Annotated in this window: 28 protein-coding genes; 14 read left to right on the top strand and 14 right to left on the bottom strand. The window is 42.4% G+C overall.

Going from position 1 to position 26,160, the window contains the following annotated elements; translation table 11 throughout:
* Window positions 1–5: 5 nt before the first annotated feature.
* Both ACW6QP_RS06530 and ACW6QP_RS06525 read left to right on the top strand, forming a co-directional pair.
* A complete protein-coding gene (locus ACW6QP_RS06530) occupies window positions 6–236 on the top strand; it encodes a hypothetical protein (protein ID WP_457910052.1) in 231 nt (76 codons plus the stop codon).
* Between the two features lies 1 nt (window position 237).
* Window positions 238–828: a phosphatase PAP2 family protein gene (locus ACW6QP_RS06525; protein ID WP_457910051.1), complete on the top strand. Its 591-nt coding sequence runs from the start codon at window positions 238–240 to the stop codon at window positions 826–828.
* Here the strand turns inward: ACW6QP_RS06525 and ACW6QP_RS06520 are convergent.
* From ACW6QP_RS06520 to ACW6QP_RS06510, 3 genes are read right to left on the bottom strand one after another with little or no spacing between them, the layout of a single operon-like run.
* Window positions 791–2,410: an ArnT family glycosyltransferase gene (locus ACW6QP_RS06520; protein ID WP_457910050.1), complete on the bottom strand. Its 1,620-nt coding sequence runs from the start codon at window positions 2,408–2,410 to the stop codon at window positions 791–793. The two genes, ACW6QP_RS06525 and ACW6QP_RS06520, sit on opposite strands and share 38 nt — an antisense overlap.
* Window positions 2,403–3,026, bottom strand: coding sequence for a lipid-A-disaccharide synthase N-terminal domain-containing protein (locus tag ACW6QP_RS06515; protein ID WP_457910049.1), 624 nt, complete (start codon window positions 3,024–3,026; stop codon window positions 2,403–2,405). Before ACW6QP_RS06515 ends, ACW6QP_RS06520 begins: the two co-directional genes overlap by 8 nt.
* Window positions 3,023–3,736: a glycosyltransferase gene (locus ACW6QP_RS06510; protein ID WP_457910048.1), complete on the bottom strand. Its 714-nt coding sequence runs from the start codon at window positions 3,734–3,736 to the stop codon at window positions 3,023–3,025. The genes ACW6QP_RS06515 and ACW6QP_RS06510 overlap by 4 nt, the downstream gene beginning before the upstream one ends.
* A gap of 127 nt (window positions 3,737–3,863) precedes the next feature.
* Here ACW6QP_RS06510 and ACW6QP_RS06505 point away from each other — a divergent pair, with 127 nt between their 5' ends.
* Complete coding sequence (locus ACW6QP_RS06505) at window positions 3,864–4,817, top strand: NAD-dependent epimerase/dehydratase family protein (protein ID WP_457910047.1); 954 nt, start codon at window positions 3,864–3,866, stop codon at window positions 4,815–4,817.
* Here ACW6QP_RS06505 and meaB read toward each other — a convergent pair.
* Window positions 4,792–5,877 carry a methylmalonyl Co-A mutase-associated GTPase MeaB gene (meaB, locus tag ACW6QP_RS06500; RefSeq protein ID WP_457910046.1) on the bottom strand — a complete coding sequence of 362 codons (1,086 nt, stop codon included), beginning with the start codon at window positions 5,875–5,877 and terminating at the stop codon, window positions 4,792–4,794. The two genes, ACW6QP_RS06505 and meaB, sit on opposite strands and share 26 nt — an antisense overlap.
* 93 nt (window positions 5,878–5,970) lie before the next feature.
* Here meaB and ACW6QP_RS06495 point away from each other — a divergent pair, with 93 nt between their 5' ends.
* Window positions 5,971–6,402 (top strand): organic hydroperoxide resistance protein, encoded by a 432-nt coding sequence (locus ACW6QP_RS06495; RefSeq protein WP_457910045.1) that lies wholly within the window; start codon window positions 5,971–5,973, stop codon window positions 6,400–6,402.
* A gap of 371 nt (window positions 6,403–6,773) precedes the next feature.
* Here the strand turns inward: ACW6QP_RS06495 and ACW6QP_RS06490 are convergent, their stop codons facing one another.
* Entirely contained in the window at window positions 6,774–7,340 is a 567-nt protein-coding gene (locus tag ACW6QP_RS06490) for a DUF2911 domain-containing protein (RefSeq protein WP_457910044.1), read from the bottom strand.
* A 192-nt stretch (window positions 7,341–7,532) separates the two neighbouring features.
* Here ACW6QP_RS06490 and ACW6QP_RS06485 point away from each other — a divergent pair, with 192 nt between their 5' ends.
* Genes ACW6QP_RS06485 through ACW6QP_RS06470 form a run of 4 tightly spaced genes read left to right on the top strand, consistent with a single transcriptional unit; the run spans window position 7,533 to window position 10,789 of the window.
* A complete protein-coding gene (locus tag ACW6QP_RS06485) occupies window positions 7,533–8,078 on the top strand; it encodes an RNA polymerase sigma factor (RefSeq protein ID WP_457910043.1) in 546 nt (181 codons plus the stop codon).
* Window positions 8,062–8,679: a hypothetical protein gene (locus ACW6QP_RS06480; protein WP_457910042.1), complete on the top strand. Its 618-nt coding sequence runs from the start codon at window positions 8,062–8,064 to the stop codon at window positions 8,677–8,679. Before ACW6QP_RS06485 ends, ACW6QP_RS06480 begins: the two co-directional genes overlap by 17 nt.
* Entirely contained in the window at window positions 8,660–10,033 is a 1,374-nt protein-coding gene (locus ACW6QP_RS06475) for a hypothetical protein (protein WP_457910041.1), read from the top strand. The genes ACW6QP_RS06480 and ACW6QP_RS06475 overlap by 20 nt, the downstream gene beginning before the upstream one ends.
* 60 nt (window positions 10,034–10,093) lie before the next feature.
* On the top strand, window positions 10,094–10,789 hold the full coding sequence (locus tag ACW6QP_RS06470) for a peptidoglycan DD-metalloendopeptidase family protein (RefSeq protein ID WP_457910040.1): 696 nt from the start codon (window positions 10,094–10,096) through the stop codon (window positions 10,787–10,789).
* Here the strand turns inward: ACW6QP_RS06470 and ACW6QP_RS06465 are convergent.
* The 5 genes from ACW6QP_RS06465 to ACW6QP_RS06445 form a co-directional block, all read right to left on the bottom strand.
* Window positions 10,770–11,267 (bottom strand): DUF4199 domain-containing protein, encoded by a 498-nt coding sequence (locus ACW6QP_RS06465; RefSeq protein WP_457910039.1) that lies wholly within the window; start codon window positions 11,265–11,267, stop codon window positions 10,770–10,772. The two genes, ACW6QP_RS06470 and ACW6QP_RS06465, sit on opposite strands and share 20 nt — an antisense overlap.
* A 110-nt stretch (window positions 11,268–11,377) precedes the next feature.
* Window positions 11,378–14,734, bottom strand: a complete 3,357-nt coding sequence (secA, locus tag ACW6QP_RS06460) for a preprotein translocase subunit SecA (protein ID WP_457910038.1) — start codon at window positions 14,732–14,734, stop codon at window positions 11,378–11,380.
* Window positions 14,735–14,821: 87 nt separating this feature from the next.
* Window positions 14,822–15,043: a DUF2795 domain-containing protein gene (locus ACW6QP_RS06455; protein WP_008272287.1), complete on the bottom strand. Its 222-nt coding sequence runs from the start codon at window positions 15,041–15,043 to the stop codon at window positions 14,822–14,824.
* A gap of 141 nt (window positions 15,044–15,184) precedes the next feature.
* Entirely contained in the window at window positions 15,185–15,757 is a 573-nt protein-coding gene (locus ACW6QP_RS06450) for a cob(I)yrinic acid a,c-diamide adenosyltransferase (RefSeq protein WP_457910037.1), read from the bottom strand.
* Between the two features lie 65 nt (window positions 15,758–15,822).
* Entirely contained in the window at window positions 15,823–16,014 is a 192-nt protein-coding gene (locus ACW6QP_RS06445; protein WP_457910036.1) for a hypothetical protein, read from the bottom strand.
* A 148-nt stretch (window positions 16,015–16,162) separates the two neighbouring features.
* Between ACW6QP_RS06445 and dinB the strand changes: the two genes are divergently transcribed.
* The 6 genes from dinB to ACW6QP_RS06415 all read left to right on the top strand — a co-directional run bounded on the left by dinB (window position 16,163) and on the right by ACW6QP_RS06415 (window position 21,897).
* Complete coding sequence (gene dinB / locus ACW6QP_RS06440) at window positions 16,163–17,380, top strand: DNA polymerase IV (protein ID WP_457910035.1); 1,218 nt, start codon at window positions 16,163–16,165, stop codon at window positions 17,378–17,380.
* A complete protein-coding gene (locus tag ACW6QP_RS06435) occupies window positions 17,380–20,349 on the top strand; it encodes a DNA polymerase III subunit alpha (protein WP_457910034.1) in 2,970 nt (989 codons plus the stop codon). The genes dinB and ACW6QP_RS06435 overlap by 1 nt, the downstream gene beginning before the upstream one ends.
* Before the next feature lie 268 nt (window positions 20,350–20,617).
* Window positions 20,618–20,875, top strand: a complete 258-nt coding sequence (locus tag ACW6QP_RS06430) for a type II toxin-antitoxin system RelE/ParE family toxin (protein ID WP_457910183.1) — start codon at window positions 20,618–20,620, stop codon at window positions 20,873–20,875.
* Window positions 20,859–21,167 (top strand): helix-turn-helix domain-containing protein, encoded by a 309-nt coding sequence (locus ACW6QP_RS06425; protein WP_457910033.1) that lies wholly within the window; start codon window positions 20,859–20,861, stop codon window positions 21,165–21,167. Before ACW6QP_RS06430 ends, ACW6QP_RS06425 begins: the two co-directional genes overlap by 17 nt.
* 74 nt (window positions 21,168–21,241) lie before the next feature.
* Complete coding sequence (locus ACW6QP_RS06420) at window positions 21,242–21,487, top strand: DUF6364 family protein (protein ID WP_457910032.1); 246 nt, start codon at window positions 21,242–21,244, stop codon at window positions 21,485–21,487.
* Complete coding sequence (locus ACW6QP_RS06415; RefSeq protein ID WP_457910031.1) at window positions 21,484–21,897, top strand: type II toxin-antitoxin system VapC family toxin; 414 nt, start codon at window positions 21,484–21,486, stop codon at window positions 21,895–21,897. The genes ACW6QP_RS06420 and ACW6QP_RS06415 overlap by 4 nt, the downstream gene beginning before the upstream one ends.
* A gap of 68 nt (window positions 21,898–21,965) precedes the next feature.
* Here ACW6QP_RS06415 and ACW6QP_RS06410 read toward each other — a convergent pair whose 3' ends face one another.
* The 4 genes from ACW6QP_RS06410 to ACW6QP_RS06395 all read right to left on the bottom strand — a co-directional run bounded on the left by ACW6QP_RS06410 (window position 21,966) and on the right by ACW6QP_RS06395 (window position 26,149).
* On the bottom strand, window positions 21,966–22,661 hold the full coding sequence (locus ACW6QP_RS06410; protein WP_457910030.1) for an ABC transporter ATP-binding protein: 696 nt from the start codon (window positions 22,659–22,661) through the stop codon (window positions 21,966–21,968).
* A gap of 42 nt (window positions 22,662–22,703) precedes the next feature.
* The gene (locus ACW6QP_RS06405; protein ID WP_457910029.1) at window positions 22,704–23,639 is read right to left on the bottom strand and encodes a class I SAM-dependent methyltransferase; all 936 of its coding nucleotides are present in this window, start codon (window positions 23,637–23,639) and stop codon (window positions 22,704–22,706) included.
* 104 nt (window positions 23,640–23,743) lie between these two features.
* Window positions 23,744–24,106, bottom strand: coding sequence for a four helix bundle protein (locus ACW6QP_RS06400; protein ID WP_457910028.1), 363 nt, complete (start codon window positions 24,104–24,106; stop codon window positions 23,744–23,746).
* Between the two features lie 174 nt (window positions 24,107–24,280).
* Window positions 24,281–26,149 (bottom strand): ABC-F family ATP-binding cassette domain-containing protein, encoded by a 1,869-nt coding sequence (locus ACW6QP_RS06395; RefSeq protein WP_457910027.1) that lies wholly within the window; start codon window positions 26,147–26,149, stop codon window positions 24,281–24,283.
* Window positions 26,150–26,160: the final 11 nt, after the last annotated feature.

Here is a 26,160-nt window from a genome sequence, read left to right as displayed (position 1 = left end):
ATACTATGGAAATACCTAAATTCCTGATGGGTGATAACACCGATTTTCCCAACGCAGTTTTCGTAATTCATACCGATTTTCCGCGGTTTATCATCAACCTTGAAAATGATGAGGTGGAATGGCTGGAAGAATTCGATTCTGCCGATGAGGAAGAACTCGAAAACGAAACCGAAAACCTTATTCAGCAGGCTTCAGAATTTTATGACCGGGAGGTAGCCCGTTACGAGGAAAGTTAGAATGGAAAAAATTATAGAGAAAGACCACGAACTTTTTCTTTGGTTAAATAACCTTGGCAATGAAAGCTGGGATCCTTTTTGGCTGGCTGTAACCGATAAATGGACCGCAATCCCGCTTTATGCTATTTTGGTTTTTCTTATTTTTAAAAAGTTTGGCTGGAAGTCATCAGCCATAATCCTTGTTTTTATCGCACTGCTCATCACCGCCACCGATCAATTGGCCAATGTTTTTAAACACGGCTTTGAAAGACCCCGGCCCTGTGGGCAGGAGGGAATTAAAGAATATGCGAGATTTGTCGCGGTTCGCTGCGGGCGCTTCGGATTTTTCTCTGCTCACGCCTCGAATAGTTTTGGCGTAGCCATCTTCCTCGGAATCTTATTCAGAAAATACTATAAAAACCTGATCTGGTTTTTGCTGATTTGGGCGGGCTTTGTAGCTCACAGCCGGATTTATCTTGGGGTGCATTATCCCGGCGACATCATTGTTGGTGCTGCCATTGGAAGCCTCCTGGCGCTTATTTTCCTATTCTTGCTGAAGCTGGTTTTGAAAAGATTTAATCCTGCTTCTCAAACAGATAAAAGTGGCGAATAAGCCTGGTTTTGTAACCTCCGGCATCGGGATTTACATAGTTTAGGTCATATCGCTGTTCCAATTCGAGCTTATAATCTGAAAATTGCTGTTTTATAAGGGCCGTATCCTGCTCGGTGCTAAGAATTCCGAAGCGCGATTTAGATTTTAATTCCTCCAAATTTTCAACCAGTGGAATAGAACTGCCATATTCCCAAATAAGCTCGGGGGTAAAATCTGGATATTCATAAACTTTAAAATTCTCTTTTTCTGAAAGCTGCTTCAGGTGGGAAATATTTTTGAAGTTCGGGTTGTTGAGAAAACTATTGCTCAACGGAAAAGCAAAAAAAATGATCAAAGCTATGTAGAGCGGAGTGAGGTAAAAAAGCCCGGGGTAATTATGCTTCCGAAGAAAATATAGTTTGGCGGCTGCAATTATAATGAGGCTTAGGGATGTTAAACCATACCACCACCAATAGCCTTCGAGGTCCAGCAGAAAAATGGCTGCAAAGGGAAAAGCAAATCCAATTAAGGCCAGGATACTATGTTGCAGGTAAACCCCAATTCGCTCCCTTCCCGGTAAATTTTTGTAATTTTTAAAAAGGAATTCGATGTAAAATCCGGTGGTGAGCGCTAAAGGAATAAGTACTGGCAGCAGGTATCTCGATTTTTTTTCAGGAATTATTGATAGGAGAATAACCGAAATCATAGTCCACCAAAACGCAAATTTGTAGAGTTTTGGATCTGATACCCTTTTTCTCAGATAAGGATAAAGCAAGGCGGTGAAGGCCGGGATGGTCCAGATACCGCTTTGAGTGAAAAAGCTCCAGTAATAGTAAAACGGGCGTACATTATAATTAGCCCAGTTTTGAGCTTCTTTAGCTGAAATTTTCAAAAAACTTTCAGGATCGGCCAGGCGTACATATAAAAACCACCATCCGCCCAGGAGCAATCCTGTGAAGATGAAAGCAAAAAAAGGCTTCCATGTTTTTCCGAAGTTTTTGAATCCATAAGAAAGTGCATAGGCCATAACAAACGGAAGCAATAAGGCATAAAAAGAAACCGGGCCTTTGCTGAGCAGGGAAGCGGCAAAAAATAAACCTGCCCAAAGCGCATGTTGGTAGATCTGAGAATGATTTTGAAATATTTTCCAAAGAAAATAGATAGCGCCCATCATAAAGGCGTGGGTAAAAATATCCCATTGCCCGTTGCGACCGGCAAAAACAATATAAAACGAACTGGTTAAAATCAATGCAGCGTTAAAAGCCTGTCGCTTTAAAACTCCCAGAATTACCTGAAACCTGTAAAAGATTAGGCAGAGAAAAATTGCGCTAAGCGCTGCGGGAAGCCTGAGAAAGAATAAATTCTCCAACCCAAAAACACAAGCGCTCATCGCCGTAAGCCAGGTGGGGAGTGGGGGTTTTTGGTAGCGCGGCAAATCATTTAATGTAGTGAGCAGCCAGTTGTTTTGAGCTAGCATCTCACGGGCCGTAATAAAATTACGCGCTTCCATGATGTTTACATACAGCTCCCCCAAATGCGACAGAAAAATGATTCCGCAAAACAGAAATAACCAGAGATAGTCATTTTTGGTAAAATCAGGCATAGGTTTTTAGGCTTAATGCAATATTTCTAACGTATATAAGACTTCCCATAATATGTCCCATAAACAACACGGGATCTTTTCTAAAAATGGCATAGACCAAAATTAACATGGCCCCCAGCAAACTAAGGATCCAGAATCCCAGCGGTAAAACCGATTCTTTGATTTTTTCAGAATAGATCCATTGATAAATAAAGCGCAGGTTAAATAGTATTTGGGCTGCTATGCCCAGGCCCAGTAACCAATACGGTATATTCTCATTAAAAAACAACTCCTGCATATCAAGGCTGGTATTGTTATAGCCATAAATAACCAGCAAAACCGGAAACAAATACATCAAAATGCGAAATGATTTGGGAGCTTTCTGCCATTCTCCCTGCAGGTGAAGATTTCGAATATAGATAAAGTAGGTCATCGCCTGGCCTAACATAATGGCAAAATCATCCCTTAAATAGCCGTATACAAAAAGTAAAAAAGAGGCAAACAGGCTTAATTTCCAGAAAAGATTGGGGGAAACAACTTTTTTATGTTTTTCAGAAAGTAACCACTGGTGCAGTAGTCTGGCCGAGAATAGTGCCTGAGCCGTAAATCCTATAGCGAAGATCTGCCAGGTATTCATCCTTTTTTATCGATCTTATATTGAATGTAATTTCGCTTCATCCATAAATAGGCAAAACAATCTATAAAGGGGCCTGTAAGTCGATTCCATAGGTGAAATTTGGCAGTGCCGGCAATTCTTGGGTAATGTCTCACCGGGATTTGTTTAATTTTCCCGTTTTGCAACAAAATCATCGCGGGCAGAAATCTATGCAAGCCCTTGAACATTGGGATGGCTTTGGCGTTTTCGGCTTTAATTACTTTCAGGGGGCACCCGGTATCATCCATCCCATCGTTTGTAAAGCTTCTACGAATTTTATTGGCTAATAAAGAGGAGAGATTTTTTACAAATTTATCCTTACGGTCGGCTCTATGTCCTGTAACCAGATCGAACTCTCCAATTTCATTAAGCAGGAGTTCAAAATCTTCGGGATCGGTTTGCAGGTCGCTGTCTATATAGCCAATCAGTTCGGTTTCAGCTTTGTCAAAACCTGCCTTGAGCGCGGCACTTAACCCGTGATTTTTATCAAAGGAGATAAAGTTAAAATCGGGATTTCTTTCGCACACTTCTTCTACCAACTCAAGGCTGCGATCGGTAGAACCGTCGTTAACAAAAAGTATACAGGTTCTTTTGGAAGAGATTTCAAGATAGGTGTTTAAACTGTTTTCCAGTCGGGCTATATTTTCTTCTTCATTATAAAGAGGGACGATGATCGTAAACTGATATTGCATTGATAGGTTAGAATCTAGTCGCAAATTTATCAAATTAGTTTTAGTTGAATTAGAAAGACCTTAGAATATGCCTTCAGGTTTTTATATTTTAGCCTGAAATTTAATAGGAACAGGCATATTCTCTTTTATGAAAGTATTGGTTACCGGTGCGGCCGGGTTTATAGGTTCTCATATGGCTGAATTGCTTCAGCGTAATGGTTTTTCGGTTACCGGGCTTGATAAATTTTCAGATTATTATTCCCCCCAGTTAAAAATGCTGAATGCTGCAGAACTTATGAAACAGGGAGTTTCTATTCATAAAATCGATCTATGCCGGCCCGATCAGCTTAAAGCGCTTCCTGCCGACTTTGATTTTATTTTCCATTTTGCTGCCCGCCCGGGTATTTCGGCAAAAAGCAGTTTTGAAGATTATTTGGATAATAACCTCATCGCTACCAGGCATTTATTGGATTTTGCACAAAACTGTAAAAACCTGAAACATTTTTTCAATATTTCTACCTCTTCGGTGTGCGGGCGTGAGGCTACACTAAACGAAGGCGATACTCCGGCGCCAATTTCCTGGTATGGCGTAACCAAACTCGCCGCCGAACAACTCGTTTTAGCCGCCTCAAGAAACCGGAAACTAAAAGCCAGTTCACTGCGCCTGTATTCGGTTTATGGGCCCCGCGAAAGACCCGATAAATTATACACCCGGCTTATTTCCTGCGCCCTTTCGGGAGAAGAATTTCCGCTTTTTGAAGGTAGTGAGTCGCACCGGCGGAGCTTTACCTATGTGGGTGATATTTGCGAGGGAATTTATGCCGCGCTTCAGAATTATGAGAAAATCGATTCAGAAATCATCAATTTAGGCTGCGAAACCGAGCATAGTACGGCTGAAGGCATCGATACCGTAGAACGACTTTTAAATGAAAAAATCAATATAAAATCTGCGCCTGCCCGTGCCGGGGATCAACTATTTACAAAAGCTAATATCGATAAGGCGAAAAATTTACTGGGTTACAATCCAAAAACCAGTCTTGAAGAAGGCCTTAAGAAACAGGTAGACTGGTACAAAGCTACAATTGTTCATAGCGGGCAATAAGAGCCCTGGCTGCTAAAAAAGCGGTGGTTTTATTAGTGTCGATTTCTTCAAGTTTTTGCTGAAGTTCCTGTTTCATGACAGGATGTTCGTAAAACCTGCGCTTTAAATATTCATCTATACTTTGAAGCAGCCAAAACTTATTTTGTTCCTGCCGGTTTTTACTGAAGTAGCCATTTTTCTTGGTGAGGCTAAAATACTTTTCCAATAGCTCCCAGATTTCAGAAATCCCTTCATTATACAATGCTGAAGCCAGCAAGACTTCAGGCTTCCATTCGCTTGACTTTTGCGGATATAAATGAAGCGCTCTTTTAAAATCCAGACGGGCATCGCGGGCGGCTTTTTGATTTTCGCCGTCGGCTTTGTTAATTACGATGGCATCGGCCATTTCCATAATTCCGCGTTTAATGCCCTGCAATTCATCTCCGGCTCCCGCCAGTTTTAGCAGCAGGAAAAAATCGGTCATCGAATGTACACTGGTTTCACTTTGACCTACTCCTACGGTTTCTATCAAGATCACATCAAATCCCGCCGCTTCGCATAAAATGATACTTTCACGGGTTTTTCGGGCCACCCCGCCCAAAGATTCGCCTGAAGCCGAAGGTCTTATAAATGCATTTTCTTCCCTAACCAGGTTTTCCATCCTGGTTTTATCTCCCAAAATACTGCCCCGCGAAATGCTGCTGCTAGGGTCTACCGCCAGTACGGCAACCTTTTTGCCTTGTTGGATAAGATAACTTCCAAAGGCTTCAATAAAGGTGCTTTTTCCCACCCCGGGGACGCCGGTGATGCCTATCCTTACCGATTTTTGACTGTGAGGTAGGGCACCTTCCAGCAAAGATTCAGCTTTTTCCAGATTGCTGCTTTGATTGCTTTCAATGAGTGTTATGGCCTGGCCAAGGGCTGTTTTATTTCCCTTGAGCAGGAGGGTCAGTAAATCTTCAGAAGAAGATTTTTTCTTCCTGAAAGCTTTGATACGGGCTGCTGCCCGGCCGTCTACGTTGCCCGGGTTCGGGCTGCCGCTCGATTCACTTAATGCAGATTCTTTGGAAGCTTTATTCAAAATCGGGATTATTTATAACAAATTTAGGAATTCATTCTTGCCTGCAGTATAAATTGATTGGTATATTGAAACAGAATATTTAATTTAAAAATAATGAAAACACTGTATAAAACCAGCGTTACTACAAAACAAGCCAGACACGGTCACGCTAAAAGCGATGATGGGGTGCTGGATCTTAAACTCACTATGCCTAAAAGCCTTGGAGGAGAAGGAGGTAAGTTCACCAATCCTGAGCAATTATTTGCAGCAGGCTATTCGGCTTGCTTTGGTAGCGCCCTGGAGGTGGTTGCCAAAAATCACGGGGTTGAGCTTAGTGAAGAATTTAGTGTAACCGCTGTTGTTAAACTGGGAAAAACCGAAGAAGAGGACCTGCAACTGGCCGTGGTCTTAGATTGTTATCTGCCGGGTCTGGATGTAGAGACTGGAGAAAAACTGGTGAACGAAGCTCATGAAGTTTGTCCGTACTCAAGAGCTACCAGAGATAATATTGATGTTACTCTTAATTTATTATTAGATGAAGAGTAAATTCAATTTTTAATTAGTTGAAAAGGCTGCCTTAAAAAGCAGTCTTTTTTTATTTTCTGAAGCTTTTTAGAGGGCTTGGGCTTAGCTTGCCTGGGGCGTGGGCGTGGCTTTGCTTGAGGCGTTGCCCTGCTTGGGGCGTTGCCCCAAGGTGAGATTTTTCAGGCTTTCAGCCTGTGTGGAATCTCCTTGCTTTGAGACTTGTCAGGCTTTCAGCCTGTATGTTAGGCTTTCAGCCTGTGTGGAATTGCCCGGCTTTGAGATTTTTCAGGCCTTCAGCCTGTTTGGAATCTTCTTGCTTTGAGGCTTGTCAGGCTTTTAGCCTGTGCGTAGGAATTTTATTAGAGATATCTCAGGCCTTCGGCCTGTTTATTCTAATTATTTTTTGCGGGTTGCAGGGGGACCAGGATTCGGGTGTCATCCCAGGCCAGAATCATAAAACTAAGCTGATTGGCCTCATCGAATGAAATGGTAAATTGCTCCAGCGGGTATTGGGTTTTCCGCACCGGCACCTCCAGAACTAAAACATCGAACTCAGGGTCTCTGTAGGCCTGTTCTTCAAGATTTATTCCCCAGGGATACATTTTTGAATTGAACATTACTTTCCAGGAATTTTCCATAGGGATAGTCCATAATGTATATTTTCCCGCTTCCAGCAAACTGCCATCTACCAGTAAATCTATATTGGTGCTAAAGGTAGTTGCTTCATTTGCGCCGGTACGCCATACTTCACCATAGGGAACCAAACCCCCAAAAATATTCCGGTCTTTTTTATAGGGGCGGTTATAGAAAACCTCAAGCTCCATGTCGCCTTTAGAGTAGGTAACAGTATCTTCAGGACTATGAGCTTTGGTATTATATCTCAAGAGAAATAATATAATGGCCAAAAGCGGAATGATTATCCCTATTATTTTTAGAGTAGATTTTAAAGTAGAATTCATCTCATACCATATTTTTCCTGGAAAGTTCAAAAAGCGTGCAAATCTTTCAGCAGAAACCAAACAAGCGGTCTTGCTTTGTTTAAAAGTAGCTATATTGAAATAGCTGGGCATTATTTTCAGAAAAAAATTTAAGATTTTGCAACGACGCAAAAATTGATGCGTCTTTAAGATAACCAATCAAATTTTAAACTCTTGATACAACATCAGTTAATAGAGGCTTGCAGAGAGAACGACAGGAGGGCGCAATTAAAGCTTTACAATAAATATTGTGAAGGTATGTATTTCGTGGCCCTGCGCTTTCTCAAAGATCAAATGGAAGCCGAAGACGCGATGCAGGAAGCATTTATCAAAGCATTTAAAAAACTGCATCAATTCAATGGGGAGGTAAGTTTTGGCGCCTGGCTCAAGCGAATCGTGATCAACAAATGCATTGATAAGCTTAAAGCAAAAAAGCTGGAACTCGTCGCCATAAATGAACAAACAATGACCACGGTCGAGGAAGACGGAAACTGGCAGGTAGACGACGAAGTTAGTTTGGAAATGATAAAAAGTAAGATTGAGCAATTACCAGAAAAATATAAATATCCGATAATACTTTACCTCATTGAAGGATATGATCACGAGGAGATTTCAGAAATTTTGCAGATCTCCCAGGTGGCCAGCAGAACCCTGGTGCACCGCGGAAAAAAGAAATTACAGGAAGAACTAAAAACTATAAGAAATGGGACAGGATATTAGGGAGATGTTTAAAAATGAAAGCGCTCCAAAAAAGGAGAGCCTCCCAAAAGGACATAAATCGAGATTTGAGGCAAGGCTGGATGAAGCTTTCCCCGAAACCAAAAAACAGAGCAGTAATTTCTTCTTTTTAAAGATCGCCGCCGTCCTGGTGGTAGCCTTAGGAGTAGGGTTCGCTTTGTTCAATAATCCGTTTGCCGGTGATACTGAAGTACAGGTTGCAGACACACCGGTGCAGGAAGAAGCAAATCAAAATGAAGCCGAATTGGTTCCGGAGAAACAATTCAAACTCAGCGAAGTTTCTCCAGAGTTTAAACGGGTCGAAGATTATTACCTGGCCAGCCTTAATATGGAACTTGCCAAACTCGAGGTAAATGATGATAACCGTGCCGTGATCAATGCTTTTATGAAGCAGTTAGCCGAACTCGATAAGGAATATGAAGAACTCAATGCTGAGATAAGCAAAACCGGCCCCAGTGAAATAATGCTCGAGGCTATGATCAACAACCTGCAACTTCGTTTGGATTTGCTGTATAAAGTGAAAAGTAAAATTAAAGAAATCAATCAATCAAAAAACAATAGCTATGAAAACCTACAAGCATAATTTCTTTCTGCTGCTGTTTGTGCTTTTTGGTGCAAGTGCCTTTGCACAAAGTAAAGTAATGGAAAAAACCTATAAGGTGAATCCTAACGCGGTTATAGAGATAAATGCGCGTCACACCAACATACAGGTAGATTACTGGGATAAAAATGAAGTTCAGGTAACTGCCCTGGTGGATACCCAGGATTTGGAAAAAGAAGCCCGTAAACAAGTCGAAGAAAAATGGAAACCCAAAGTGGAAGCCAGCTCCAATCGAATTAAAATCTCATCAGACGCGGTGGTGGTGCTACATAATATGGATATGGCTGCCATAGAAGCTCCCCTGGCCCAATTACCCGAAATGTTAGCCCCATTAATGGAAAACCTGGGGCCAATGCTCGAAAATATCACCCGAAATCCGTTACCGCCTGAATTTCATCAAAGCATGAGCGGGATAAAATTCGACTATGAAGCTTTCCAGAAAGACGGGGATAAATACATCGAAAAATTCGAGAAAGAGATGGAAGGTCGCTTCGGAAAAGATTTTGAAAAATCTATGGAAGCCTGGGCGAAAAACTTTGAGAAAGATTCTGAAAAGATGAAAGATTTTGAGATGAAAATGGAAGCCTGGGGCGAATCTTTTGGCAAGGATATGGAAGCCTGGGGTGAAAGCTTCGGAAAAAGTATGGAAGCCTGGGCCAGCAATTTCGAGAAACAAATGGAAAACGGGAATTTTGATGACAGGAAAGTCAAAGCTTTAAAAAACCGTGATGGAGCAGCTATGAAAAGCCTGAAGATTATGGTTCCCAAACAGGCAAAACTTCAGCTAAATGTACGCCACGGGGACGTAAAACTTAGCGGGACCACTCAAAATCTCAATGCCGATTTTTCTCATAGTAAATTTTCGGCCAACCGTATTGCAGGAAAAGATACCCGGGTGAATGTAGCTTATAGCCCCGTGAATATAAAAGATTGGGATTATGGAGTTTTAAATGCCAGCTATGTGAAAAATTTCAGTATCGATAAAGCCCGCAGTATTAAACTGAGCTGTAAATCTAGCGATGTCACTATAAAAGAGATAGGGGAGACCGGGATATTAGCCGGAAGTTTTGGAGAATTAAATATCCTGAAATTAAACCCTGATTTTAAAACTTTGGAAATCAGTTTAGAAAATAGTGACTTGAAACTGAAACTTCCAGGCTCGGCTTATGATTTCATATACCGTGGTTCCCAGAGCAAGGTGAAAGTGCCTTCCGGTCTTAGTCTTAAAACCACAAAATCTTATGATAAAGAAATCCTGAACGGTTACCATAAAGCCCAGGGGCAGGAGCGAAGTATCAATATAAATGCTAATTTCAGCGAGGTAGTATTAGATTAATTTCAGAACTTATTTTCCTAAATTTGAAACCTGCGAAATCTCGCAGGTTTTTTTGATCTTATGGGAAATTCAGATTTTGAAACTTTTTTAGAACAGCTTACGCGTTCCTATACCAGGGTACTGGATATGGATTTGCAGGAAGAAGATTATATAGGTATAGATCTTTCTGAAAATAATAATATGCTTAAAAGCATAGATTTGTCTTCTTCGGGAGCATTTCAGGGGTATATTGATGATTTTCTAAAGAAAAGCGGGAAAAAAGTAGCCTTTGGAGGCTATAACGAAGTTCGCAAACTATATATGCGCAGTGAGCTTTTTGGTTCTTCAGAAGAAGATGAACGAAATATCCATATAGGTCTCGACCTTTGGGCACCGGCCGGCACCGGAGTACTGGCAGTGCTGGATGGCAAAATTCACAGCTTTCAGGATAATGCAAATTTCGGGGATTATGGACCTACCATTATCCTGGAACACGAAAATTCAGGTCGTAAATTTTATTCGCTTTACGGGCATCTTAGCCGGGCATCCTTAAATAACCTGAAGCCGGGAATGCCAATCAAAAAGGCCGAGAAAATAGGAGAGCTGGGCACTGCTGAAGAAAATGGAGATTACGCGCCGCACCTGCATTTTCAAATCATCGAAAAGCTGGAAGAAAAACCCGGGGATTTCCCGGGCGTTACTTCACGAAAAAAACTGGATTTTTATTTAAGAAATTGCCCAGATCCCAATCTATTGCTTAAACTGAGGCTGCAGTAGGTTTTTTGCGTCTCATTATTAATGCGGCAATAGCGGCTGTCACTACCCCAGACATTAAAGCAAAAGCTACAGATTGGGTGATATAAGAACCCAGGTTGAAGTATGCTTTAGCTTCATCGAGACTCATTCTTCCATTTTCGGTACTGTAGGCGATTATATTTTCGAAATATTCGGGGGTGATTAATTTAAAGGTAATGTATTGCCCCAATGGAGAAAGAATGGCGATCACCACCGTAAGAATCACTCCCGAAATAAAGCCCTGTTTCCAGCTCATAATTCCGCCGAAAAAATTGTTGCGTTTATCTCTTAGCGCCAGCAAATAAATAGCGATGGCGAGCAGGCCAAAAAGATTGGTGTAAATGGCGTGTTGCGCGATATTGGTATCGTGCCAGCCCATTAATTTTTCAAAAAACATCCAGAGCAGGGAAACGCCGAAGAAAATAATTCCCCATTTAATCTCAATTGAGTATTGTTTCATTTAAAGCCGATTAGTTGGAAGGTAAATTTAACAAAAAAAGAAACAGCTTAAACTTAAAAATCCCGGCAGGCAAACTGCCCCCGGGATTTATATTGAAAACAAAGTGAATTTTATTGGTTCACTATCACCCATTCTCCTTTTTCAAGAAGCGGGATCGCCTGTTTGTATTTTACAGTTTTATTCTCACCGCTCATCAAGTGCTTGATGGTTACCTTATCATTACGCCCAATTTTTGGTTGTTCGCGGGTAATGGTTTCGGTTACCTGTGGGCGACGTTGGGTTTGTTGCCCTGCGGCACGATTCTGTGCTGCCCGTTCATCCATATTCGGAATTTCTTCCTTCTGGGTTTCCAGGTTTTCCTTTTTGCGGGGCTGGCGTGCCTCCTGAATGTTCGATACATTTCCTTCAGGAATATTTCCTTTGAAAAGGAAAGAAATCACATCACGGTTAACATTATCGAGCATAGCCTTGAAAAGCTCAAAAGCTTCAAACTTATAAATAAGCAATGGGTCTTTTTGCTCGTGAACCGCTAACTGCACGCTTTGCTTTAATTCATCCATCTTGCGCAAATGCGTTTTCCAGGCATCATCGATAATCGCAAGGGTGATGTTTTTTTCGAAATCTTTGATAAGTTGTGCGCCTTCACTTTCGTAAGCTTTTTCAAGATTGGTGATTACCTGCAGGGTTTTTTGCCCATCGGTAAAAGGCACCGAAATTCTCTCGAAGTTGTTCTGAGCTTCGTACACCTGTTTAATCACCGGGAAAGCACGTTCAGCGCTATGCTTCATCTTGTTTTGATAGTGCTGGTAGGCGGCTTTATAAACCTCACCGGCCACCTTCTGAACACCCATTTTTTCAAATTCGGCTTCTGTTACGGGCGATTCCATAGAGAAATAACGCAGTAGCTCGAATTCAAAATTCTTATAATCCTGAGTTACTTTATTGGCCTCGGTAATACCTTCAGCAGTATCAAAGATCATATTGGCGATGTCTACCCGAAGGCGTTCTCCAAACAAGGCGTGGTAACGACGCTTGTAGATCACCTCACGCTGGGCGTTCATCACATCATCATACTCCAGCAAACGCTTACGAATCCCAAAGTTATTTTCTTCTACTTTCTTCTGGGCACGTTCAATAGATTTCGAGATCATAGAATGCTGAATCACTTCGCCTTCTTCAAGACCCATACGGTCCATAAGCTTGGCAATTCTCTCTGAACCAAATAAACGCATTAGGTTATCCTCCAGAGAAACGTAGAATTGCGAGCTACCCGGGTCACCCTGTCTACCGGCACGACCTCTTAGCTGCCGGTCTACACGACGCGAATCGTGTCGCTCGGTTCCTACAATAGCCAAACCGCCGGCTTCTTTAACCTCGGGGGTTAATTTAATATCGGTACCACGACCCGCCATATTAGTGGCTATGGTCACGATTCCCGATTTCCCGGCTTCAGCCACGATATCAGCCTCTTTTTTATGCAATTTCGCGTTAAGTACATTATGAGGTACGTTGCGCAATTTCAACATTCGGCTTAGTAATTCTGAAATTTCTACCGAAGTGGTACCAATTAACACCGGTCTTCCCGCACGGGAGAGTTCGGTTACGTGATCGATTACGGCGTTGTATTTTTCTCTCTTGGTTTTGTAAACCAGGTCTTCTTTGTCCTTTCGGGCAATAGGCCTGTTGGTTGGAATTTCTACCACATCGAGTTTGTAGATTTCCCAGAATTCCCCGGCTTCGGTCACCGCAGTACCGGTCATCCCCGAAAGTTTGCGGTACATTCTAAAGTAATTCTGAAGTGTAATCGTAGCAAAGGTTTGGGTTGCATCTTCAATCTTCACGTTCTCCTTGGCTTCGATCGCCTGGTGTAAACCATCGCTATAGCGACGCCCCTCCATAATACGCCCGGTTTGCTCATCTACGATCTTCACCTTGTTTTCGATAACCACATACTCGGTATCTTTTTCAAACAGGGTGTAGGCTTTTAAAAGCTGGCGCATCGTATGAATTCGCTCGCTTTTGATGCTGTATTCGCGGAAGAGTTCCTCTTTCTTTTCAGCCTCTTCTTCTTTAGATAAACCGGCGTTTTCGATTTTTCCAATCTCAACCCCCATTTCGGGCATTACGAAGAAATCGGGATCATCTTTACCCGAAAGGAATTCAATTCCCTTATCGGTTAGGTCTATCTGGTTGTTTTTCTCTTCTATGGTAAAATACAGGTCGGCATCAACCTTGGGCATCTCCCGGTTGTTGTCCTGCATATAATAATTCTCTGTTTTTTGAAGCAGTTGCTTAATTCCTTCTTCACTAAGGAACTTGATAAGCGCCTTGTTTTTCGGCAATCCGCGGTGTACTCTAAGAAGTAGCATGCCACCTTCTTTGGTGTTGCCTTCACGGATTAATTTTTTGGCTTCAGCAAGAACTTTGGTAAGATGATTTCGCTGAATTTCTACCACCTTTGCGATGGCCGGTTTTAACTGGTCAAATTCATGTACATCTCCCTTGGGGATTGGTCCCGAAATGATAAGCGGGGTACGGGCATCATCTACCAATACCGAATCGACCTCATCTACTATAGCGTAGTTATGTGGTCGCTGCACCAAATCGTCGGGGGCGTGAGACATATTATCACGCAGGTAATCGAAACCAAATTCATTGTTGGTTCCATAGGTGATATCGGCATTATAAGCCTTGCGACGGGCAGCCGAGTTTGGGCGGTGGTAGTCCACACAATCTACGGTCATTCCGTGGAATTCAAAAAGCGGAGCCATCCAGGCGCTATCCCGTTTTGCCAGGTAGTCGTTTACGGTTACCAGGTGAACCCCGTTTCCGGTTAAAGCGTTAAGATACATAGGCAGGGTAGCCACAAGGGTTTTACCTTCACCGGTTTGCATTTCGGCAATTTTTCCCTGGTGCATCGCCACCCCTCCAATAAGCTGCACATCATAGTGAATCATATCCCAGGTCACCGGTTTCCCGGCAGCATCCCAGCAATTGCTCCAAATCGCATAATCATCTTCCAGGGTTACATAGTCTTTTTCGGCCGAGATTTCCCGGTCAAAACTACTGGCTTTTACTTTAAGTTGGGTATTGTTTACAAAACGTTTTGCGGTTTCCTTTACGGTGGCAAAAGCTTCGGGAAGTATATCGTTTAAAACTTTTTCAGATATCTCATAGGCCTTGTCTTTAAGCGCATCTATCTCGGCATAAATATCTTCCTTTCTGGTGATATCTTCACTTTCATCGGCCTCTTTGGTAAGGCTTTCTATCTGGGTGTTTACCTCGCTTAAGGCATCGGCTATTTTAGCCTTGAATTCGGTGGTTTTAGCTCTAAGTTCATCCAGGCTAAGCGCTTCAAAATCTTTCTCTAAAGCCTTGATTTTATCTACTATAGGTTGTATCTCCTTGACGTCTTTTTTAGATTTATCGCCTACAAATACTTTTAATACAGAATCTAAAAAACTCATAATGGTTTTTGTGTTTAATACGGTTCAAATGTACGCAAAAAAAAAGCCTCGCTCCCGAGACTTTTTTCATTTTTACGTGTGTTTTATCTAATACTCATCCTCATTCCAAAGATAATCTTCGTCGGTAGGATAGTCGGGCCAAATCTCTTCAATTGAATCATACGAATCTCCTTCATCTTCGATAGCCTGCAGGTTCTCTACAACTTCGAGAGGAGCTCCGGTCCTGATGGCGTAATCAATTAACTCATCTTTGGTTGCCGGCCAGGGGGCATCGCTTAAATATGATGCTAATTCTAAAGTCCAATACATGGGTTGATCAGGTTTATAATTTTTGCAAAAATAAATTTTTTGTGGTAACAGCCAAGAAAAAAATCTATTATTTATACAATAAGACTAAGAACTTTCTTAAAATTTTCACATTTTCCGGAAAAGTTCCTATTTCGCGAAAATTTAATTCTTCGGCGGAATCCATTTTATCTCCTCCACCTGCAGGTCATGGGTCAACTTCCGTGCCAGCACAAAGAGGTAGTCAGAAAGTCGGTTGAGGTATTTTAAAATGTTCTCGTCGATACTTTCCAGCTCATTCAAAGCCGTGGCCAAACGCTCGGCCCTGCGGCATACACAGCGCGCAATGTGACAGAATGACACCGCCTGGTGACCTCCCGGTAAAATGAAATGGGTCATCTCTGGAAGCTGCTCATTCATCTTATCCATTTCATTCTCCAGCAAATCGATATCTTCCTGGGAAATCTTCGGGATATTTAATCGCTCTTTTCCGCTCTTTAATTTTGCCTTTTCGGGGTCGGTAGCCAGCATCGAACCTATGGTAAAAAGACGATCCTGAATTTTTAATAAAATCTCCCGGCTATGCTCATCGGTTTTTTGATCGCGCAGCAGGCCCAGATGCGAGTTTAACTCGTCTACCGTGCCGTAGCTTTCTATGCGAATATGGTGTTTGGGAACCCGGGTACCTCCAAAAAGAGCCGTGGTACCTTTATCACCGGTTTTGGTATAGATTTTCATTTTTCTGAAGTTTCCTTCAAAGATAAAAAACCCAAAGCGATGCTACAGATTTTGCAACAGAAGCTTTAGAATTTTTCAGAAATTTCAGAATTTTCCTCCTGCTCTTCTTTTCGGCGCTCCATATAACGCCTTCTAAAATTCCTGTTTTTACGCGCCTTGCGCTGCTGTTTCGCCTGCCGGGAATTCCAGCGGAAGTAAAGAAAAAATACCGCGATTATGGCAATGTAGATCCAGGTTTCCTGGTCAAAATCAAGCATTTAAACAAAATTTGGTGAGTACAAGATATTAAATTCTTCGGAAAATATTCAGCTTCAGGCGGTTTAGAATTTTAATATTTCTGAAGCAGATTATCTCGCTCACATTTTATAATTTTGGAAAAAATCCAATAAAAGGGAAATAATCCAAATGAAAACCAAGTCTATTCTTCATCTCGATCTCGACACTTTTTTTGTTTCGGTAGAGCGTAGAGAGGACTCCACGCTCAATAATCGCCCTTTAATTGTAGGAGGACTGGGAGATCGCGGGGTGGTGGCCGCCTGTAGTTATGAAACCCGAAAGTTTGGGGTGCGATCGGGGATGGCGATGAAGGTAGCCCGGCAATTATGCCCGCAGGCGGTGGTGATAAAAGGCAACGCGGCTACCTACAGCCAATGTTCCCGGGAGATAAGCGAAATCATTGGCCGGCGTGTTCCCGAATTTGAGAAAGCCAGCATCGACGAATTTTATGCCGACTTAAGCGGGATGGACCGTTTCTTCGGAATTGAAAAATTTGCCCGGGAGTTACGACAGGAAATTATTAGAGAAAGTCGCCTGCCTATTTCTTTTGGTTTGTCACAGAACAAAATTGTTTCAAAAGTAGCTACCGGGGAAGCCAAACCCAATGCCGAAAAAGTAATTGCTATAGGCAATGAGAAAAACTTTCTTGCGCCTTTGGGAATTCAAAAATTACCCCTTATCGGGCCGAAAACCTATACCACTTTAAGCAACCTGGGAATTAGGAAAATAAGCAGCCTGCAGGAAATGCCTGTAGAGATGCTGGAAAGTGTTTTGGGAAAAAACGGCCGAATTATCTGGAAGCGCGCCAATGGGATAGACGATACACCCATTATCCCTTATCACGAACGCAAATCGATTTCTATGGAGCGCACCTTTGGAAAAGATACTATAGATATGCTTCGTCTCAATGCCAGCCTGGCGGCTATGGCCGAGAGCCTCGCTTACCAGCTGCGCCGCGGGGGCAAGCTCACCTCGCTGGTGAGTGTAAAGATTCGGTATTCCGATTTTCAAACTCAAACCAGGCAGGCTAAAATTCCCTATACCAGCGCCGACCATATTCTCATTCCCCACGTAATGGAGTTGTTTGACCAGCTGTACAGCCGGCGGGTGCTTATAAGACTTATCGGGGTGCGCTATGCGGGTTTGGCCAACGGGAATTACCAGATCAATCTTTTTGACGATTCCCAGGAGCGACTAAGGCTATACAATGCAATGGATAAAATTCGGGATTCTTTTGGAGAACACAGCGTGATGCGGGCCACGACGCTGGGCACCCGCACCATTGGCAGAATGGAAAATCCGTTTAACGGCGAACCGCCCATAGTGCTGGCCCACCGAAAGCAATAATGATGTATCTCAATTGCCATACCCGGTTTTCACTTCGCTACGGAAGTATTTCTGAAGAAGAGTTACTGCAGCTGGCCCTGGAGCACGAAATCTCCTGCCTGGCGGTAACCGATATCAACAGCAGTTCGGCCTGTATCAGCTTTGCAAGGCTGGCTGAAAAATCGAATTTAAAAAGCCTGGCGGGGATAGATTTTAGAAATGGAGTACAGCAGCAGTTTGTGGGCCTGGCCAAAAATAACCGGGGTTTTGCTCATTTAAACCGGTTCCTTTCAGCACATCTGCATAAAGACTTGAATTTTGCTGAAAAAGCACCGGCTTTGGAAGCCTGCTTTTTCATCTATCCATTTTCCCGATTTTTCGATGAGCTTCCGAATGATCTCAGCGAAGATGAATTCATCGGAATAAATTTCAGCGAGCTTAATAAACTTAAATTCTGGCCGGGCCTGAAGCAATTTCAGCATAAGTTCGTGCTGCTGCAAGCGCTTAGCTTCAGAAACAAAAGAGATTACAATGCCCATAGACTTTTGCGTGCCATAGATAACAATTGTTTGCTCAGCAAATTACCAAAAAGCGAACAAGCGGGAGAGGAGGAGTTTTTTGTGCCGCCGCAGCAGTTTGAGGAGGGTTTAACTGAATTTCCTTTCCTTCTCAAAAACAGCCAGGTTTTGATGGAGGCTTGCGAGCCGGTCTTTGATTTCAGCAAAAAACAGAACCAAAATCTTTCGGTCTATCTCAGTTCAAAGGCTGAAGACCAGGCTTATTTGGAGCAATTGTGCCGGGAAAAACTTCCCTTGCGTTACCCCGATGCCGGGCAGGAGGTAGAACAGCGGCTTCAGAAGGAGTTAAAAGCGATTATAGACTTAGGCTTTGTTTCTTATTTTTTGATTAATTACGATATTATACAGTTTGCGCGCTCCCGCAATTTTTCTTTTGTAGGGCGGGGGAGCGGAGCGAATTCGGTAGTGGCTTATATTCTGGGCATTACCAATGTAGATCCTATTGAGCTCAACCTGTATTTTGAAAGATTTATCAATGCTTCTCGAAAATCTCCTCCTGATTTCGATATCGATTTTTCCTGGAAGGATCGGGAAGAGGTGACGGCTTATATTTTTGGGAGATTTGAACATACAGCCCTAATGGGTACGTATGTGACCTTTAAGCGCCGGGCGCTGGTGCGGGAGCTGGGAAAGGTCTTTGGTCTTCCTGCAGCCGAGATCGATAAGCTCTCGGCCGGATTTTTTAACTACAACGAGCTGGACGAGCTGGAAAAACTGGTGTTGCGGTACAGCAAACTCATTCAGAATTTTCCGAATTATCTCAGCGTGCATTCGGGTGGAATTCTTATCCTGGATCGTCCCGTTTATCATTTCTGCGGAAGTTTCATGCCTCCCAAAGGTTTTGAGACCGTTCAAATCGATATGCACCTAAGCGAGGCGATTGGGATTCATAAATTCGATATCCTGGCGCAGCGAGGCCTTTCGAAGATCACCGATGCAATCGAGATCGTAAAAGAGAATCAGCCGGAAGCGGTTTTGGAAGACATCGAAAATATTTCGGTGTTTAAAAATGATGCGAAGATCAATGCCCTTTTGGCTAAAGGGGATTGTATGGGTGTGTTTTATGTAGAGTCGCCCGCGATGCGGGGTTTGCTGCTCAAGCTGCAAACCGATAATTACCTGAACCTGGTCGCGGCCAGTTCGGTGATTCGGCCCGGGGTTTCCAGCGGCGGGATGAAGGAAGAGTTTATACTAAGACATCGCGATCCCGAAAGGCGAAAGCAGGCTCACCCGGTGATGTATGAAATTATGCCCGATACTTACGGGGTGATGGTCTACCAGGAAGATGTGATCAAGGTTGCTAACGAATTCGCCGGCTTGGGCTTTGACGATGCCGATGTGTTGCGCCGCGGGATGAGCGGGAAAAAAGTAGAGCCCGGGGCGATGGAGCGTATCAAAGAAACTTTTATGCAAAACTGCAAAGAACGAAACTATAGCCGGGAACTAAGCGAGGAAGTGTGGCACCAGATCACCTCTTTTGCGGGCTATGCTTTTCCCAAGGGACATTCGGCTTCTTATGCGGTAGAGAGCTACCAGAGTTTATATTTGAAGTGCTATTTTCCGCTGGAATTTATGGTAGCGGCAATCAACAATGGCGGCGGATTCTACGACCTGGAAACCTATGTGCAGGAAATACGCCGCCTGGGCGGCCGGGTACACGCCCCCGAGATCAACAAAAGCGATCACGCCAATGTGATTTATGGAAAAGACGTGTATTTGGGCTTGGGATATATCAAGGAACTGGAGCTAAAAAGCATTCAGAAAATTCTGGAGAACCGGCAGTTTTTTGGGGAGTTTCAGGATTTAAATGATTTTCTGGACCGGGTGTCAATCTCTATCGAGCAGCTTGCTTTACTGCTAAAAATCAATGCGTTCAGGTTTACCGGGATCGATAAGCATCAGTTGCTTTGGAAAGCTTATTTCAGGCTAAATGGAGAAAAGAATAAAAGCCGGCAGGAAAAGTTTTTCCGTATACAAAGCAGGGATTTTAAATTGCCTGAGTTCGAATTTTCACGGCTGGTAGAAGCTTATGATCAAATGGAGTTACTGGGTTTTCCATTATGTTCGCATTTTGAGCTGTTGAGGGACCCCCTGCAGGAAGATACGTTACTTAGCAGCCAACTTGAAGATTTTGTAGGAAAGCAGGTGAAAATCTACGGAAGCCTAATTACGGTAAAACCTACCAAAACCATTAACAATGAGCTAATGTATTTTGGAACTTTTTATGATAAAGAAGGCGGGATTTTCGATACGGTACAATTTCCGGCGGTAGCGGCGCGGTATCCGTTGCGGGTAAGAGGAGTGTATTTGTGTTGTGGCAAAGTGGTAGATGATTTGGGCTATATTTCGATAAATGTGCAATGGCTAAGCCGGCAAACCACCGCAACCGATCCCAGGCTGGAGGATAAGTAGGTGGTACCATTCCCCGTTCCCGGTTGCCTGTTTCGGGTTGCGGGTTTGTGGAGTGTGGAGTCCTGAATAAAATTGACTTATTTCAAGTTAAATATTCGAATTTTTAATTTCTAAGACTAACGTCTAATTATTCAAAATAAACCTTGAGTAGTCTAATTGGATTACTTTTTGTGTATTTAGTTGATGGGGAAGAAACGGGAACTTTATTTTTTTAAAGATTATTTCAATGATTTTTATGAAAAACAAACCGACAGAGTAAGAAAAAAAAATCCTTTGGACTCTTAAAGTCATTGAAGAGATAGATAGAGTTCCGGAAGTTTATTTAAGACATATAAAAAATACAAGTGGACTGTATGAAATTAGAGTACAGGTAGGAAATAATATTTACCGTATTTTCTGCTTTTTTGACCAGGAGAACATAATTATTATTGGCCACGGATTTCAAAAGAAAACACAAAAGACACCCCGGCAAGAAATTGAAAGGGCTGAAAAGATTAAACAAGATTACTATGAAAGTAAAGAATAAAAACCTGAAAAGTCTTGATCAGTTTGTAGAGGAGAAAATTGGCAAACGAGGTAATGAAAAACGTGAAAAGTTTGAATCGGAATATGATGCTTTCAAACTGGGAGTATTAATCCAGCAGGCAAGGGAAGAGAAAGGGTTAACTCAGGAAGAACTAGCCGAATTAGCAGGAACGAATAAGTCCTATATCTCAAAATTGGAAAGAAATTTAAAAGATATACGCTTTTCTACATTACAAAGGATAATCAATGAAGGTTTAGGAGGGCATCTGGATATTTCGATAAAATTGAAATAAGAAAAGTTGCCCGGAGAATAAGAATTTTAATCTCACGTAATTAATTTTTATATTTACACGTAAACCTTTTAGTCATGGATAAAAAGCTCACCTTAAGTTTAAACAGTACTATTATTGAAACTGCAAAACGTTATGCAAAATCTAACAATATTAGCCTGTCAAAGTTGATAGAGTCTTATTTGAGTTCGCTTACAAAAAAGGAAGAAAAGGAAGTTGAAATTACACCACTAGTGAAAAGTCTAAGCGGGGTAATTTCAATAGATGATGATTTGAATGAAAAAGAAGAATACTCACAATATTTAATAGAAAAATATAAATGAGAAGAGTATTAATTGATACCAACATTGTCATTGATTTGCTCTCAAAAAGGAAAGATTTTTACACTGATACAGCTGTTTTATTCTCCCAGGCCGATAAAAAACAACTTCAACTAACAATTTCATCTTTAACTTTTGCAAACACCTATTACATTCTTTCCAAGTTAAAATCTGCAAAAGAAGCCCGGGAAATTTTGAGGAAATTCAAGGTATTGGTGGAGGTTTTAAGTCTCGATGACAAAATAACCGAACTGGCTTTGAGTGATGAAAGTTTTAATGATTATGAGGATGGATTGCAATATTATTCTGCAATTGAAAATGAAGTCGATATAATAATTACCAGAAATAAAAAAGATTTTAAAAGTTCAAAATTACCTGTGTTAACTGCCAAGGAATATTTAGCGGCGAATTAATTTACAGTTAATTTTAATAAAAAAACTTTTCTTAAAACTTTTAACCTCGTATTTCTAACCTCCTACTTCTATCTCACCAGCTCCTTGCGAACATCACTTTCTATGAGTCCGTCGCGAAGGCGTATTACGCGATGGGCGTGTTCGGCGATCTCTTCTTCGTGAGTTACCAGGATTACGGTATTTCCGGCCCGGTGAATTTCATCGAACAGATTCATAATTTCTACTGAAGTTTTTGAATCCAGGTTTCCGGTGGGTTCATCGGCCAGGATGATGGAAGGTTTGTTTACCAGCGCGCGACCCACAGCTACTCTTTGGCGCTGCCCTCCAGAAAGCTGATTGGGTTTATGGTCCATCCTGTCGGCCAGGCCTACGTTGGTAAGCACTTCTTCTGCGCGTTTGGTACGATCGGCTTTGGAATACCCGGCGTAAACCATTGGTAAAGCTACATTATCGAGAGCAGTGGTACGCGGGAGCAGGTTAAAGGTTTGGAATACAAAACCGATTTCTTTGTTACGAATTTCGGCCAGCTCGTCGTCGCTCATCTGGCTTACGTCTTTTCCATTTAGAATATAGCTTCCAGAGGTAGGAGTGTCCAGGCAACCGAGCAGATTCATCAGGGTAGATTTTCCTGAACCTGAAGGACCCATAATCGCTACATATTCTCCGCGGTCTATATCCAGGTCTATGCCTTTAAGCACCTTAACAATTTCCTGACCCAGGGGAAAATCCCGGGTGATATTGCGAATCTCGATTACCTTGCTCATAACTTGATTTTGTGTCTATGTGACGCAGCCGTACCAAATTTGTTACAGGCGAATTTTAAAATGCTGTTTTACCTGTTCTTTTCTGAAAAATACAAAACCCAGGTAAAAACTATCTATAGTCACCCTTACTTTTGGATGACTTTTAATGATCCCCCAGGCTTCCTCCATTTCCCGCGACCAGTGAATATCATCGAAAATGAACAGTGTGTCATTGTGGGCGGTGGGTAATAACTTCTCAAAATACTCCAGGGTAGCGGCTTTGGTGTGGTTGCCATCGAAGTAGATGAGGTCGGTGGTCTGGTGCCTGTTGCCTGTTGTCTGTTGCCTGTTGCCTGTTGTCTGTTGCCTGTTGCCAGTTGCCTGTTGTCTGTTGTCTGTTGTCTGTTCTCTGTTGTTTGTTGTTTGGGGTTTGTTGTTTGTTGCCTGTTGCCTGTTGCCTGTTGCCGGTTGTTTGTTGTATCTGGGGGTGGTTTGTTGCAGGTGTTTTTCGAGTTCCTGGCTGAATTCTCCTATTCTCAATTGAACATTGTTCAGACCGAATTGCCGTAGTTTTTCTTTAGCGATGCCTGCGGTTTGGGGGCAGCCTTCGAAGGTGATGACTTTAGTGTTTTCCGGAAGGGCCAGGGCGGCAGTGGCCAGGCCCAGGGAGGTGCCGAGTTCCAAAATATTTTCAGCTTGGAGATATTTGGTGATTCTGAAAAGCAATTTTGCGCGTTTATGAAAGATGCCCACGTTTTTTGCAATTTTCGCAACCTGCCGGGTATTCGACTTAAATACTTTACTGCCCGCACCAAAATCGGTAACCTCAATAGTTCTTTTATCCTGCAGTAGCTCCTGCCTGTAATTCTTCAGAACCTGATATTCAGGGTAGGGAGTTTTGTCATAAAAACATTCGGTAACCAAAGCGTAAACGAAAGGGGAGTGGAGGCCGTGTTGGTTTTGACTTGTTGTTAGGAAGTTGAAGTATCTAGTAAGCATTCGGTTCTCGGTTCTCAGTTCTCAGTTGTGGGTTCTAGGTTGTGGGTTCTCTGTTGTAGGTTCTCTGTTGTGAGTTGTGGGGTCTCAGTTCTAGGGTTATCTGGTTAGGTTTTCCAGTTGTTTTCTACATATTGTTGGAAGGAATAAATTTTTGCTCCAAGTAAATCATATTTCTGGCGTAATTCGGCAACTTCATTTATTTCATACAATTCGTCAATCATTTCTAATTGGGAGATGCATTCTAATAAAGAGGCGTGAGCATAAACCAGATATTTAATAAATTCCTGTTTGTAAACTCTCCTGCCATAACCTTCTACAATATTATCTTTTATACTTTTAGAAGACCGCCTAACCTGACTACCCTGTTCATATAATTCGAATTTTGGCAACTTTAAGGAAATTCGGTGAACCTCAATGGCGTATTGGAAAGCCAAATTATAAATGTCCAGATCCCGGTAACTTTTCATTTTGTTGTTTTTTAGGATGTTTCAACATTTAAAGTACAACAAATTTGAAATATTTTTCGCGATCATCCGATTGCAAATAACAGATAACAGATAACAGATAACAGAGAACTGACAACACACAACACAAAACTGCCAACCATCAACAACTCCCAAACCTGAACCATGAACAACAAACTACTCCATCATCGCCCCCAACTCAAACCACCTTTCCGTCTTTTCTTCTATACTGTCTTCTACTTCTTTGAGTTTTTGGGAGGTGCTGGCGATTTCTTCGGGGTTTAGGTCTTCGAGGAATTTTTGCTGCAGTTCTTCTTTCGTCTTCTCGAGTTTTGCGATCTCCTTTTCGAGTTTTTGAAATTCCTTTTGCTCGTTGTAGCTTAGTTTACTGCCCGTGCTGGTTTTTTTCCAGTCTTTTTTATTGTTCGAAGACTCGCTCGCTTCTGCCGGTTTTTCTTCAGCCGGGCTGCTTTCTTCATAAGCCCTGAAATCGGTGTAATTTCCGGGGAAGTCTTCTACTTCTGCATTTCCGCGGAAAACAAAGAGGTGGTCTACGATCTTATCCATAAAATAGCGGTCGTGGGAAACCACTATAAGACAGCCGGGGTAGTCCAGCAGAAAGTTTTCGAGTACGTTTAGGGTTACGATGTCGAGATCGTTGGTGGGCTCATCGAGAATGAGGAAATTGGGATTCTGAATAAGCACCGTGCACAAATACAATCGCTTTTTCTCACCTCCACTTAGTTTTTCTACAAAATCGTATTGTTTTTTGCGATCAAAAAGAAAGCGTTCCAACAGTTGCTGGGCCGAGATCTGTTTGCCTTTTTTAAGCGGGATGTAATCTCCAAACTCCCGAATCACTTCGATAACTTTTTGCCCGGGTTTTATCTCGATACCCCGTTGGGTGTAATACCCAAATTTAATGGTGTCGCCAATCACCACTTTCCCCGAATCGGGTTTTATGGCACCGGTGAGTATGTTGAGAAAGGTAGATTTCCCGGTTCCGTTTTTTCCGATAATCCCAATGCGTTCGCCGCGTTTGAAATTATAATTGAAATTTTGCAATAATTCTTTTTCCTGAAAGGATTTTGAGATGTTATGCAGCTCAACAATTTTACTGCCTAGCCGCTCCATATTTAATTCCAGTTGCACCTTATGATCGTTGCGGCGTTTGCTGGCACGGTCTTTAATCTCGTGAAAATCGTCGATACGCGACTTGGATTTGGTGGTTCGGGCCTTGGGTTGGCGGCGCATCCAGTCCAGTTCCTTTTTGAAGAGTTGTTTGGCTTTTTCAGTATTGGTGTCTTCAAGGGCGATTCGCGCGTCCTTTTTATCGAGGTAATAGGTGTAATTACCCTTGTAGGTATACAGCTGACCTTCGTCCAGCTCTACAATCTCGTTACAAACCCTTTCCAGAAAATAACGATCGTGAGTCACCATAAAAATGGTGAAATTTTCCTTTTTAAAATAGGCTTCCAGCCACTCGATCATTTCCAGGTCGAGGTGGTTGGTAGGCTCATCGAGAATGATAAAATCTGGTTTTTTGAGCAGCATTACCGCCAGGGCAAGACGTTTTTTTTGTCCGCCAGAGAGATTTTTTACCTGCTGGGTGAGGTCTTCCAGATTTAGTTTAAACAGGATTTGTTTATACTGGGTTTCAAAATCCCAGGCCTGGGCGGCTTCCATCTCTTCAAAAGCTTTCTGGTAAGCTTCAGCATCCTCGGGATTTTTCAGGGCTTTTTCGTAGCGACCAATAATCTTTAGGCTTTCATTTTCCGAAGAAAAAATAGTTTCCTCTATGCTAAGATTGGGATCCAGGTTGGGTTCCTGCGGAAGGAAAGCCGTGGTAATATCTTTTCGATAGACCACGCGGCCTTCGTCGGGGCTGTCGAAACCTGCAAGGATGTTTAGAAGCGAGGTTTTCCCGGTGCCGTTTTTGGCGATGAAACCAACCTTCTGGCCTTCATTGATTCCGAAGGAAATGTCTTTAAACAGAAGCCTTTCGCCATAGGCCTTGGCTATATTTTCTACTGAGAGGTAATTCACAAAACTGAGTT

The organism is Salegentibacter haimaensis (genome assembly GCF_054121495.1).
The sequence above is the reverse complement of the archived record's forward strand: the minus strand, read 5'-3'. Positions and strand labels throughout refer to the sequence as shown.